Source organism: Gordonia sp. C13 (assembly GCF_023218005.1).
Lineage (GTDB): Bacteria > Actinomycetota > Actinomycetes > Mycobacteriales > Mycobacteriaceae > Gordonia > Gordonia namibiensis.
This window is the reverse complement of sequence record NZ_JALPSY010000012.1, coordinates 78,388-91,285: the sequence shown is the minus strand read 5'-3', so window position 1 is coordinate 91,285 and position 12,898 is coordinate 78,388. Positions and strand designations below refer to the sequence as shown.

General features: G+C 67.5%; 13 protein-coding genes. 8 read left to right on the top strand and 5 right to left on the bottom strand.

Annotated elements, in window-relative coordinates; genetic code table 11:
• From M1L58_RS12045 to M1L58_RS12015, 7 genes are all read left to right on the top strand, one after another.
• The gene (locus M1L58_RS12045) at nucleotides 1-606 is read left to right on the top strand and encodes an Rv3235 family protein (RefSeq protein ID WP_248659051.1); all 606 of its coding nucleotides are present in this window, start codon (nucleotides 1-3) and stop codon (nucleotides 604-606) included.
• A gap of 48 nt (nucleotides 607-654) precedes the next feature.
• Nucleotides 655-2,124, top strand: coding sequence for a wax ester/triacylglycerol synthase family O-acyltransferase (locus M1L58_RS12040; RefSeq protein WP_248659050.1), 1,470 nt, complete (start codon nucleotides 655-657; stop codon nucleotides 2,122-2,124).
• A 76-nt stretch (nucleotides 2,125-2,200) separates the two neighbouring features.
• Entirely contained in the window at nucleotides 2,201-2,767 is a 567-nt protein-coding gene (locus M1L58_RS12035) for a DUF6912 family protein (protein ID WP_006866972.1), read from the top strand.
• Nucleotides 2,768-2,859: 92 nt separating this feature from the next.
• On the top strand, nucleotides 2,860-3,975 hold the full coding sequence (locus tag M1L58_RS12030; RefSeq protein ID WP_282578637.1) for a ferredoxin reductase: 1,116 nt from the start codon (nucleotides 2,860-2,862) through the stop codon (nucleotides 3,973-3,975).
• 107 nt (nucleotides 3,976-4,082) lie between these two features.
• A complete protein-coding gene (locus M1L58_RS12025) occupies nucleotides 4,083-5,201 on the top strand; it encodes a GNAT family N-acetyltransferase (RefSeq protein ID WP_248659049.1) in 1,119 nt (372 codons plus the stop codon).
• A gap of 269 nt (nucleotides 5,202-5,470) precedes the next feature.
• Entirely contained in the window at nucleotides 5,471-6,805 is a 1,335-nt protein-coding gene (locus M1L58_RS12020; protein ID WP_248659048.1) for a fatty acid desaturase family protein, read from the top strand.
• A 69-nt stretch (nucleotides 6,806-6,874) separates the two neighbouring features.
• On the top strand, nucleotides 6,875-8,071 hold the full coding sequence (locus M1L58_RS12015; RefSeq protein ID WP_154882482.1) for a fatty acid desaturase family protein: 1,197 nt from the start codon (nucleotides 6,875-6,877) through the stop codon (nucleotides 8,069-8,071).
• Here M1L58_RS12015 and rsgA read toward each other — a convergent pair.
• The 5 genes from rsgA to M1L58_RS11990 form a co-directional block, all read right to left on the bottom strand.
• Entirely contained in the window at nucleotides 8,025-9,068 is a 1,044-nt protein-coding gene (gene rsgA, locus M1L58_RS12010) for a ribosome small subunit-dependent GTPase A (protein WP_154882481.1), read from the bottom strand. The genes M1L58_RS12015 and rsgA overlap by 47 nt on opposite strands.
• Complete coding sequence (aroA, locus tag M1L58_RS12005) at nucleotides 9,065-10,330, bottom strand: 3-phosphoshikimate 1-carboxyvinyltransferase (protein WP_248659047.1); 1,266 nt, start codon at nucleotides 10,328-10,330, stop codon at nucleotides 9,065-9,067. Before aroA ends, rsgA begins: the two co-directional genes overlap by 4 nt.
• A gap of 57 nt (nucleotides 10,331-10,387) precedes the next feature.
• Complete coding sequence (locus M1L58_RS12000) at nucleotides 10,388-10,771, bottom strand: VOC family protein (protein ID WP_248659046.1); 384 nt, start codon at nucleotides 10,769-10,771, stop codon at nucleotides 10,388-10,390.
• Nucleotides 10,772-11,002, bottom strand: coding sequence for a hypothetical protein (locus M1L58_RS11995; protein ID WP_127962594.1), 231 nt, complete (start codon nucleotides 11,000-11,002; stop codon nucleotides 10,772-10,774).
• A gap of 140 nt (nucleotides 11,003-11,142) precedes the next feature.
• The gene (locus M1L58_RS11990; RefSeq protein WP_248659045.1) at nucleotides 11,143-11,457 is read right to left on the bottom strand and encodes a hypothetical protein; all 315 of its coding nucleotides are present in this window, start codon (nucleotides 11,455-11,457) and stop codon (nucleotides 11,143-11,145) included.
• A 255-nt stretch (nucleotides 11,458-11,712) separates the two neighbouring features.
• Between M1L58_RS11990 and M1L58_RS11985 the strand changes: the two genes are divergently transcribed.
• Nucleotides 11,713-12,825 (top strand): SHOCT domain-containing protein, encoded by a 1,113-nt coding sequence (locus tag M1L58_RS11985; RefSeq protein WP_248659044.1) that lies wholly within the window; start codon nucleotides 11,713-11,715, stop codon nucleotides 12,823-12,825.
• The last annotated feature ends 73 nt before the right edge of the window (nucleotides 12,826-12,898 follow it).

Here is a 12,898-nt window from a genome sequence, read left to right as displayed (position 1 = left end):
ATGCAGACACTCACCTCCGCTCCTCCCGTCGTTACACGGACGCCGCGGGTCCGGGTACTGCCCGCCCCGACGTATGAGCCGGCCGGGCCCGGCGCGATGGGTGCCGGTGCGGTCGGTTCCGGGACCGTGCGCGCCGTGTTCCCGCGGCCGCGTCCCGGCGCGGGAACCTCACGCAAGACCCTGGCCGCCGCGGTGGAGGCCCGACGGTTCACCGTGGCCACATCGCGACTGCTCTTCGAGGTCATCGACCGTCGGAGGGGGATAGCGCATCTCGGTGACTCCGTGTCGCCGTCGATCGCCGATCAGGTGGCCGCGCTGGTTCGTCACGATGCCTTCCGGGTGGCCGAAACCACCGGTGCCCCAGGGGGTCCGCCCGCTCGCGGTACGGTTCTCCAGCGTGTGCACGTCCAACTGTGCGACACCAGTGCGGCTGAGGTGTTCGGCTCCTACCTCCGTGGTGGGCGTGTTCGGGCCTTCGCCGGGCGCGTCGAGCGCAAGCCGTGCCGTCGTGTGCGCGGGAACGATTCGCGCCCCGGCGTCGGTGTGCGGTCAGGTCTCGGTCAGGTCGAATACCGCTGGCAGCTGGTGGCCCTCGAGTTCTGCTGACCCCGTCGAGTCCGGCCCCGACGCTCCCGGACGGCTAGGATCGGCGGCGTGGTGAACCGTTTGTCGCCGCGCGACGCGATGTACTACTTCCTCGACGATTCCCGGTCGACAACGCATCTCGGGGCGTTGCTGGTCGTGGACCCCTGTGCCGGCGAGCCGACGAAGGCCGGCGACCCGACGACCGGCGAGAACGGGACCACGTCCCGTCGATCCGCGCTCGACTACCAGTCGCTGGTGTCGCTGGTCGAGAACCGGCTCCAACTGGCGCCCCGGTACCGGCAGGTGGTCCGCGAGGTCACGCTCGGACTCGCCCGTCCGGTGTGGGTCGACGACCGGGACTTCGACATCAACTTCCACATCCGGCGCTCCGGGTTGCCGCGGCCCGGTGGTCCCGCAGATCTCGCCGAGCTCATCTCCCGGGTGATGTCCCGGCCGTTGGATCGCACCCGGCCGCTGTGGGAGATGTACCTGATCGAGGGCCTGGCCGACGGCCGGCTCGCGATCCTCACCAAGTCGCACCGGTGTCTGATCGACGGCCCGGACCATCCCGAGATCAGTGAGGTCATCTGCGACCCCACCGACGAGCCGGAGGAGCTGCCCGAGGAGCTGTGGATGCCCGGCTCGCCGCCGGGGTCGGCGAACCTGGTCGTGAGTGCACTCGCCGAGGCGATGGCGCGCCCGGGCGATCTCGTCGAGACCGTCGTGCGCGGCAACGGTCTGGTCTCCGAGGTGCGGTCGGTGGTCGGCCGGACCGTCCGCCGGGCCGGTGACGTCGTCGGGCAGCTCACCGACCACGCCCCGCGCAGCCCGCTCAACAACACGGGCACGACGACCCGCACGTTCACCACGGCGTCGGTCCCGCGCCGCGACTGCGCAAAGATCGCCGAGCACCACAACTGCACCGTCAACGACGTGGAACTCGCCATCATCTCGGGGGTGGTGCGTCGGTGGATGTTGTCGGTCGACCCGGCGGCGGTACCGGCCGACACCGTCCGCGTGGTGATCCCGCTGTCGCCGCGCGACCCCGGGGTGGAGATCGAGGCGGATGCAGAGCCGGGTTGGATCAACGTCGGCAAACCGTGTTTCGTGACGGACCTGCCTGTCGGGGAGTCGAATCCGACGGTGCGCCTCGCCCAGGTCGCGGGCCTCGCCGAGCGCTATGCACAGTCGCCGCGCCGGATGAGCACCGGGCCGAGTCCGCTGTTCCCGGAGCTCGGGCTCGTACCCTTCGCCGACTTCAGCTCGCGCGCGTTCCGGTCGCTCGACAGTCGCGGGTACAACGTCCCGCTGGCGATGAGCACCGCCCCGGTCGCCGACCGGTTCGTGCTCGGGGCGCCGGTCCGCGAGATCTTCTACATCCCGGTTCTCGTCTCGCAGAGGGCACTTGCGGTCAGCATCGTCGAATACGGTGACCGGCTGCAGTTCTCGTTCATGGCCGACCGCGGGGTCATTCCCGACCTGCCCGTTCTGGCGGACTACGTCACGGAGTCCTGCGAGGAGTTGCTGGTCACCGAGTGAGTCGGGGGCGCGGCTAAGGTGAGCGGGTACCGCAATCGGACCGCGTGAGCGGTCGTTCTATGAGAGCGATGGTCGAATGAGGGTCTACCTGCCGGCGACATTGGCAATGCTGATGCAGCTCAACTCCGACGGCGAGTTCCGGCCGATCGGCGGAACCGGGTTCGCGTTGACCCCGGCCCTGCGTGAGGCGTTCGTCTCGGGCGACGACGAGGAGCTCTCGGAGGTCGCGATGCGGGAAGCTGCCCGGGCCTCGCTGCGTCTGCTCGCCGGGGAGGCGCCCGAATCCGGCGACGCCGAGGCCGAGCACGATCTCGCCGCGGACGAGGCGGTGACGAAGCCGGGCGTGACCCCGTCGCTGCCGCCGCGCCGCGTGGTCGTCGCCGCCGACGTCGAGGATGTGAAACTGCGTCCGGATCTCGACGACGCCGTGGTCAAGGTCGGCGGGACGATCCCGCTCTCGGCGGTCGCCTCGGTCCACGTCGACGTGAAGGAGGCGGAGGACAAGGTCCGTGCCGCCGTGGTCGTCATCGATGCCGCCGACATGGGCGACCTCGACGCGGAACTGGCCGTCGGCGACATCGAGGACTTCGACCTCGCCTGGTACGCCACCCAGGAGCTGCCGTTCCTACTCGAACTGCTCTGAGACCGGTCGACGATCCTCGATGGCGTTAACCTACGGTTGCGTAGGTTAGAGTGTCAGGCGCAGTGTTCCTGACATCGAAGGCGGTGTGTGCGTTGGGTCTGCTCGAGCGATTCGAAGAACCGGTGGCCGGGGTCGCCGCGCGTAGCCGCGGTGCGCAGTGGGTTCGTGCGGCGGTCACCCGCATCACGACGCCGCTGCTGCCCGACGACTACCTGCATCTCGCCAACCCCCTGTGGTCGGCTCGAGAGCTGCGCGGCAAGGTCATCTCGGTGAACCGGGAGACCGAGGACACCGCGACCATCCGAATCCGTCCGGGCTGGGGGTTCTCGTTCGACTACGCACCCGGTCAGTACGTCGGCATAGGTGTCCTCATGGACGGTCGGTGGACGTGGCGGTCGTACTCGCTCACCTCGACCCCCGACGCGTCGGCGCACGACAAGACCATCGCGATCACCGTGAAGGCGATGCCGGAGGGCTTCCTGTCCTCTCACCTCGTGAACGGCCTGACGCCGGGCACCGTGGTGCGTCTCGCCGCGCCGCGCGGTGAATTCGTCCTTCCCGACCCGTTGCCGCAGAAGATCCTGTTCGCGACGGCCGGTAGTGGACTCACCCCGATCATCTCGATGCTGCGCACGGTCAGGCAGCGCGATCAGACCACCGACATCCGGTTGATCCATTCGACGCCCTCCGAGGCCGATCTGTTGTTCGCCGACGAACTCGAGGCGATGGCGTCGTCGGGTCTCGTGGACCTGCACGTGCAGTACACCCGCACCGACGGCAAGGTCACCCCGGAGGTCCTGCCGAGTCTGTGCCCCGACTGGCGTGAGCGTCAGACCTGGGCGTGTGGTCCGGCGGGTTTCCTCGACGGCCTGCACCGGCTCTACTCCGATGCCGACCTGGACGAGCAAGTGCACATCGAGCGGTTCGCCCTCGAACGCGGTGTGGTGGGTGCCCAGGGCGGCACCGTGACGTTCAAGCGCTCGGGCAAGACCGCGGAGGTCGACGGCGCGACGACCCTTCTCGAAGCCGGGGAGGCCGCAGGCGAGATCATGCCGTTCGGCTGCCGGATGGGTATCTGCCAGAGCTGCGTGGTGATGCTCGACAAGGGTTGCGTGCGCGATCTGCGCTCTGGTGTCGAGCATGTCGAGGGCGAACGTATCCAGACGTGTGTCAGCGCGGCCGCCGGCGACTGCACGCTGGACGTCTGACCTGCCTGTTCGTCTGTGACCCGGCGACCCCCGGGAACTGCCGGTACGCTCGAACCGTGCTTGGTCACAGTGCTGGGACCCGTCCCGTTCGGCCCGAGGGCTGACCGGTGAAAGCCGCGGTCCCGATTCCCGAAAACGTCCCCGTTCTCACCGACGGCGGGGTGACGCTGCGGCCTCATGAGCCCCGAGATCTCGATCGCATGGTCGAGCTCGCGGCCGATCCGGCCATGATGCGGTGGACACCCATCCCGGCGCCGTACAGTCGTGCCGCCGCCGAGAGGTTCGCCCTCGACTATGCGCCCAGATCCTGGGCGGATGGTTCCCGCATGTTGTGGGCCGTCGAGTTCGACGGCCGGTTCGTCGGCACCGTCGACCTCGCGGGGGAGGGCCCGCTCAGCAGTCTCAGTTACGACCTCCATCCCGATGCCCGCGGCTGGGGTGTGATGAAACGCGCGGTCCTGCTCGCGGTCGACTACGCCTTCGGCGAGGCCGGCAAGGAGGTCGTCCGCTGGACGACGGTCGCCGGCAACATCGACGCGTTGCGCGTCGCGCACTCCTGCGGCTTCCGGCTCGACGCCGCGGTCCCGGACGGGGTCGAGGTCCGCGGCCGCATCCGCGACGCATGGGTCGGCTCACTGCGTGCCGACGACGTGCGGGAACCGCAGACCGAGTGGCGTACCGACGTCTTCGAGACCGAGCGGTTCTGCCTTCGGCCCCTCGCCGAACACGACGACCCCCGCATCCGCGAGACGCTCGACGACCCGGTCTCCCGCAAGTACCTCTTCGCGCGACCCGATCCGCTGGAACTCGAGCACGCGGCCGCCGAACGTTTGCGCAAGTGGTGGACCGCGGCGCAGGGCCTGACCTGCACCTGGGCCGTTGCCGATCTGGAGACCGACGACTACCTCGGTGACATCACCCTCCTGCACATCGACGAGGTCACCGGCGCCGAGGCGGGTTTCTACACCCACCCCGAAGCACGCGGGAAAGGTGTTCTGGCGGAAGCGTTCCCGGCGTCCGTGCGGTACGCGTTCGAGAAGTTCGGCTTCCGGCGGCTGACGCTGTTCGCCGCCGACAGCAACGAGGGCAGCAAAAAACTCGCCCGTGCGGCCGGTTTCCGCGAGGTCAGCCGGCAGAAGCTCGCCGCCCGGTCCGACGGTGTCTTCGAGGACCTCATCGGCTTCGAGTTGTTCATCGACGACTATCGCGAGGCCGCGGGTAGCTGATCCCGCCGGTTGGGCCCGACCCCCGCTGGTTGCGCCGGACCCCCGCTGGTTGCGCCCGACCCCCGCTGGTTGAGCCCGTCGAAACCCCCCACTTCGCAGAAATCCGTGCCGTTGCCGCGGCTCACCGCTGGACACACCTGCGCCACGTAACCTACGCTTGCGTAAGTTACGGAGACGTAAGGGTCGGAGATCCGGCGTGAGCCGGTCGGTGTAGAGGTCGTCGTCGACCCCCGCCGAGACCCATCCCCACCTGCGAAGGGACCACACGTATGGCGATCACGGACATCCCCGAGTACGCACATCTGTCCGACGCGGACGTCGCGGCGCTCGGCGCCGAGCTCGACGCGATCCGCGCGGAGGTCGAGGCCAGCCGGGGCGAGCGTGACGCCCGCTACCTGCGCAACACCATCCGCTTCCAGCGTGGCCTCGAGATGGCCGGACGCGCGATGCTGTTCGGTTCCACCAAGAAGTCGCTCTGGTGGGCCGGTGCAGGTGCGCTCGGTGTGGCGAAGATCGTCGAGAACATGGAGCTCGGGCACAACGTGATGCACGGGCAGTGGGACTGGATGAACGATCCCGAGGTGCACAGCTCGACGTGGGAGTGGGACAACACCGACCCGTCGGCGCACTGGAAGCACACCCACAACTACATCCATCACAAGTACACGAACGTGCTGGGTATGGACGACGACGTGGGCTACGGCCTGCTGCGCGTCACCCGCGATCAGCGGTGGCGTCCGTTCAACTACGGCAACCTCGTCTACAACACGATCCTCGCGCTCGCGTTCCAGTACGGCGTCGCCGTGCAGCACCTCGAGCTGGGCAAGAAGCGCCGCACGCCGGAGGAGCAGGAACAGCACAAGCGCGACGTCGCCGACGTGCTGTCGAAGATCGGCAAGCAGGTCGCCAAGGACTACCTCGCCTACCCGGCGCTGGTCAGTGCGACCACCGGGCACAAGGTCGGCTACGTCAACGCCTACCGCCGGGCCGCCACCGCGACCGCGCTCGGCAATGTCATCCGCAACGTGTGGAGCAACGCCGTCATCTTCTGTGGTCACTTCCCCGACGGCGCGGAGAAGTTCACCAAGCAGGACATCGACAGCGAGTCCCAGGCCGAGTGGTACCTGCGCCAGATGCTCGGCAGCGCCAACTTCGACTCCGGGTTCGTCCTGGCGTTCCTGAGCGGCAACCTCTCGTACCAGATCGAGCACCACATCTTCCCGGACCTGCCGAGCAACCGGTACGCCGAGATCGCGGTGAAGGTGCGCGCGCTGTGCGACAAGTACGACCTGCCCTACACCTCGGGTCCGTTCCCGGTGCAGTACGCCAAGACCTGGCGGACCATCGCGAAGCTCTCGCTGCCGGACAAGTACCTGAAGGCGACCGCCGACGATGCGCCGGAGACCGCCTCTGAGCGACGCTTCAAGCAGGGACTGCCCGAGGGCGCTCGACTCCAGGCAACCATCGACGAGCAGACCGGTAGCCGTCGCGGGCTGCGCTCGGCCATCGCGGGTCTGCGTGAGCGTCGTCGGGCCGCCCGTGGACGCCGTGCCGTGGTGACGCCGTTGCGTGCGGCGCGCGGCGACGACGAGGCTGCCGCCTGATCGTCGTCGACGTGTGGCCGCACCCCGCGGCGGCGCAGGGAAACGAGAAGGTCGGCATAATGGGGCTCAATGGCCATCACTGACATCAACGAGTACGCGCATCTGACCGACGCCGACGTAGAGGCGCTGGGTGCCGAACTCGACACCCTCCGCCGCGAGATCGAGGCGGACCGGGGGATGCGTGACGTCAAGTACCTGCGACGCACGATCCTGGCGCATCGAGCGCTCGAGGTTGCCGGCCGCGTTGCGCTGCTCGGCAGTCGTTCGCGGCCTCTCTGGCTGCTCGGCACCGGCGCGCTCGCTCTCTCGAAGATCATCGAGAACATGGAGCTCGGGCACAACGTGATGCACGGGCAGTGGGACTGGATGAACGACCCGGAGGTCCACTCGACCACCTGGGAATGGGACATGGTGTGCGCCTCGCCGCACTGGAAGCACTCCCACAACTACATCCATCACAAGTACACGAACGTGGTCGGCATGGATCACGACGTGGGCTACAAGATCCTGCGCGTGACCCGCGACGAGCCGTGGGAGCCGCGCCGGCTCTTCCAGCCGTTCTTCAACGTGATGCTGGCGGCGACCTTCGAGTGGGGGATCGGCCTGCACGATCTCGGCCTCAAAGAGGTCATCCAGGGCGAGAAGCCCAAAGAGGTCGCGATCCCGCAGATGAAGGAGTTCGGTCGCAAGATCGCCAAGCAGGTCGCGAAGGACTATGTCCTGTTCCCGGCGCTGACCGGTCCCAACTTCAAGCACACGCTGACGGCGAACCTCACCGCCAACCTGATCCGGAATCTGTGGGCCTACGTGGTGATCTTCTGCGGCCATTTCCCGGATGGCGCAGAGAAATTCACGGTCGAGTCCCTCGAGAACGAGACGCAGGGCCAGTGGTACCTGCGGCAGATGCTCGGCACCGCGAACTTCGACGCCGGCCCGGCGATGGCGTTCCTGAGCGGCAACCTCTGCTACCAGATCGAGCATCACCTCTACCCGGACCTGCCGAGCAACCGCTACGCCGACATCGCCGAGCGGGTGCGCGCGCTGTGCGACAAGTACGACCTGCCCTACACGACGGGTTCGCTTGCGGTGCAGTACTTCCAGACGCTGCGCACGATCAACAAGCTGGCGCTGCCCGATCAGCTCCTGCGCGCGACCGCCGACGACGCACCGGAAACCGCGTCGGAGAAGCGTTTCGCGGGGATGCCGCGGGCGACCGGACTCAAGACGGCGATTCGCCAGCTGCGGGCGCGGCGTCGTCGTCGCTGAGCGATCCGCTGACCGCCGCCAGTAGGTGGCGCACGGCCATGCCGCGCCGGTAGGAGTGGCCCTCGAGTTCGTCGAGTCGGCATTCCGGATCCGCCGGCGGGCCGAGATGCGTACAGCCCCTTGGGCATTCCTCGATGGCGTCGCGGAGGTCGTCGAAGGCCGCGATGATGTCGTCGGGGCCGACATGGGCCAGTCCGAAGGACCGGATGCCCGGGGTGTCGACGACCCAGCCGCGCGGGACCGAGTCCCCGGGTAGCGGCAGTGCCACCGACTGGGTCGAGGTGTGGCGTCCCTTGCCGACCCCGGACACGACGCCGGTCGCTCGATAAGCATCGGGGACAAGACGATTCACGAGCGTCGACTTGCCGACCCCGGAGTGGCCGATGAAGGCCGTGATGTGCCCGCGCAGTGCGTCGAGGATGTCGTCGAGCGGATCGTCCCGCCCGGCGCGGATGACCGGCAGGTCGAGATCGGCGAAGGCGGCGGTGAACTCGGTCGGATCGGCGAGATCGGATTTGGTCAGGCACAGGATGGGGGACAGGCCGCCGACGTAGGCCGCGGCCAGGGTGCGTTCGACGAATCCCGTGCGCGGGGGCGGGTCGGCCATCGCGGTGACGATCAGCAGCTGATCGGCGTTGGCCACCACGATCCGCTCGTAGGGATCGGAGTCATCTGCGGTGCGGCGCAACACACTTCGTCGTTCGGCCACGCGCACGATCCGGGCCAGGGTGTCGGGCTTGCCGGAGAGGTCGCCGACCACCGACACGTCGTCACCGACGACGATGGGTGTCCGACCGAGTTCTCGCGCCCGCATCGTCACGACGCGACGGTCCGGATCGCCCCCGAGGACGACACCCCAGCGACCGCGGTCCACCGACACGACCATGCCCTGCTCGGCGTCGTCGTGGGACGGGCGGGTCTTGGTGCGCGGACGGGTGCCCTTGCCGGGACGAACCCGGACGTCGGATTCGTCGTAGCTGGCTGCCCGCCGGCTCAAGGGCGCCCGATCATCTGCTGCCACATCCCGGGGAAGTCGGGCAGGGTCTTGCTCGTCGTCTCGATGTCGTCGACCACGACGTCGGGTGTCACGAGTCCGATGATGGCGCCGGCGGTGGCCATGCGGTGATCGGCGTAGGACTCCCACGTCCCGCCGTGCAGGCTCGTGCCGGTGATCCGGAGTCCGTCCTCGGTCTCGGCGCAGATCCCGCCGAGCCGGGTGATCTCGGTGGTGAGGGCCGCCAACCGGTCGGTCTCGTGGCCGCGTAGGTGGGCGATGCCGCTCAGCTCCGATTCGCCGTCGGCGAGGGCGCACAGGGCGGCGATGGTCGGGGTCAGCTCGCCGATGTCGCGCAGGTCGAGGTACACACCCTTCAGCACCTCGGGTCCGCGGACGGTGAGAGTGCCTTCGAGGTGCTCGACGGTGCATCCCATCGCGGCCAGGACGTCGGCGATGCGGGCGCCGGGTTGCGTGGTGACCGCCGGCCAGTACGGCACCCGGACCTCCCCGCCGGTCACCGCGGCGGCGGCCAGGAACGCAGCCGCATTCGACAGGTCGGGTTCGACGGTCCAGTCGACCGCCCGGATCGGCCCGGGCGACACGCGCCAGACGTTCGCCTCGGAGGTGTCGACCTCGACGCCGGCGGTCGCCAGCATCTCGACGGTCATGTCGACGTGGGGAGTCGAGGGGACGGGCGGACCGACGTGGCGGATGACCAGCCCCTCGTCGAACCGGGCCGCCGACAACAGCAGACCCGATACGAACTGCGACGACCCCGACGCGTCGATGGTGACCTCGCCACCGCGCACGCGGCCGGTGCCGTCGATCGTGAATGGCAGCCGGTCGCCCTCGATCGCGACCCCGAGTCCGCGCAGGGCGTCGAGGATCGTGGTCTGGGGCCGGACCCGGGCCTGCGGGTCGCCGTCGAAGCGGACCCGGCCGGCGGCCAGCGCACCGAGCGGCGGCAGGAACCGCATCACCGTGCCGGCGAGACCGCAGTCGATGTCCGCGCCGTGCAGCGGCCCGGGGACGAGGGAGACGGTGGTCTCGGACGCGGGGTCGATGCGCACCTGCACACCGAGTGCCTCCAGGGCTCCCAGCATCAGGTTGGTGTCTCGGCTGCGGAGGGTTCCGCGGACGGTCGACGGGCCGTCGGCGAGCGCGGCGAGGACCAGCGCGCGGTTGGTGATGGACTTGGAACCGGGCAGCTCGACGGTGGCATCCAAGCCGCTCGCGCAGGTGGGCGCGTTCCAGGAACTCATGCGGTCCAGTTTGTCATGCCCGGTCCGGCCGGTTTCATCACCGCCGATGCCCTCCGGCTAGCGGGTGTCCTTGCGCAACGGGTGATCGGCGGGGATCTCCACGACGATGATCGTGCGCCCGTCGGGGTCCTCGGCGCGCATCTCGATCAGGCCCCACGGCTCGGACCGCGGCTCACGCTTGACCGTCACCCCGCGATCGCGGAACTGCTTCTCGGTGGCCTCGGCGTCGCGGACCTGCAACCAGAGCACCGCGTTGCTCGTGGGGTCGGGGGCGTCGGTCTTCATGTGCGACGAGATCTCGATGAGCCCGTTGCCGGCGAAGAACACGATGCCGCCGGGATACTCCCGATGGATCGGGAGGCCCAACTGGTCACGGTAGAAGGCCTGCAGACGTTCGGGATCTGCCGAGAGCAGGAGCACCCGGCTGGACAAGACCTCCATCTACTGCCCCTCGGTGCTTCCGGCGGAGCCGCCCACGGCGTGGCCCCGGTTGTGGTCGGCGTGACCGGCGGCCTCGTACGCCGCGCGTTCGCGCGCCAGGCGATCGGTCTCGCCGATCGGCGTCGCATCACCGAAGGCGAAGGCCGACGCGTGCGGCCACTCGTGGGGCACGTCGGGGTCGACGATGAGATCGTCGGGCACCGGTTCCTCGGGGTCGAGTCGAGAGGACATGCCTCCCACGATAGGCCGAATCGGCGGGCGGAGAGGCCAGGAGCGAGCGACTCGTCGGCAGATGTCGCCGATCGTGGCGGCTGCCGACACGTTCGCCGACACCTGGCCCGGCCGCGGGCTCACGAACCGCAAGGTCGGGTTTACCGCGTCGTTGGGACGGGTCGTGCGATCCGAAACCTGAACACGGACTGGTCGACCGTCAGGATCGCGTCTGCAAGAGACCGGCCGAATCTGTCTTGTGCTGGCACCGGCAGGTCCGTGGAGATGCGCGTCGGGGGGAAGGAGTCGCCGGGAGGGTTCCAAACCGGAGTCTCGATCGAGAACTGAGTGCCGGCCGGTGCAGGGATAGACACGACGCTGTAGCCAGTCGATGGCCATTGCTCGAATCGGTAGGCACTGAACGACGAATCCTCTGCAAATTCGAACTCGGCACCCTTTTCCAGCACGACGGTCATAGTTCTCCTGTCTCGAACTCCACGTGCGCCCACACCTCTGACCCGCGCACTCGATGGAACGTACTGCACCGTTGTGACAGCGCCTCGGCGTGGGGCGTGGGCGTGAGCGCTGACTGCCACACTTCTAAACCGCGAGAAGAGGACGGCTGTGGATGACACATGTAACAGCAGACGCAAGTTCAGCGAATCAGCGGTCGAATGTCGGTGCCGTGTGATGGTGTCTGACTGTTTGCTGACTAGTTAAGGTGCGTGAAAATGGCCCAGCTGAGTTCCAAGGTCAAAGAGAAGAATGCGGCGAAGTGGGAGAATTCGCTGCAGGGGAAGGATCTCTATCCAGGGGAAGTCGTGTGGGCATTCGTAAACGCGCGCCGGATGAAGCCAGTGACCCAAGGTGCTGCGATCACCAACGCGCGGATCATCGGATTCCTGACCAACCAAGCGGACTCGAAGCATCGAGTGCCGTTGGAAGTATCCGCAGATCAGATCCGCGGGCTCGACTTCGAGGGCAAAAATTTGCACATGCGTGTGCACACAGACGTGGGCGAGGTTGACTTCGGTCCGTTGGACAAGACAGAGGTCGAGTTCGCAAAGTACTACGCCGACTACCTCTGGCGGAGCGGCGTTGCGCCAGAGGTGCGTGAGGGCCAGAAAGCTGCACAACTCGAGGAAGCGGCAGAGGCTGCTGCGGCAGCAGAGGAGCGCGCCGCCCAAGCCGCGCTGGATGCGGAAGTGCGAGACCGTCGCAACCAAGTTCGCGTCATTGGGCCGGACATGAAGGACAAGTGGTGGGACGCCATTGCCCGTCATTCGCATGACAACGAAATGCCTTGGTTCATCATCAACGGTGGGTCGGCGGGTCGCCTCGTAGCGTTCGAGGACCGGTTGCTCATCTCTAAGACTGGTGGCATGACTTCGTTCATGGCTGGCTCCCTCGGTGGTGGCCGAGAGACCATTTTCCCGTACGCAGAGATAACGAACATTGAATTCAATGGCGGGTTCGCGACAGGGGTGCTCGAGGTACTCACGCCTAGCTACCAGGGCACTGGAAACCACGACTACTGGCGCTCGTCCAGTAAGGGGCGAAACAAAGCTCATGATGATCCGTGGACTCTCTCTAACTGCCTTCCAATTGCGAAAGCGCTGTACCAAGAAGCGCAACCGCTGCTAAATGAGATGCAGCGCAAAATTGCTGATGCAAAGCGTCCGCAGGTAATCGTCCAGCATGCGCCAGCGCCAACAACCGTGAGCGAAAGCAGCGGTGGTTTGGCGCACGAGTTGGAGAGGCTGGCCGATATGCATCAGCGCGGTCTCCTCGACGCGGACGAATTCAAGGCTGCGAAGATGGCCGCGATCGCCAAGATGTCGTGACTAGCGGCGTTTCGCGGCTGGGATGAGACCTACGGCCAGCACGATCTCCTCGTAGGAGTTTGGCCGGCCGTTG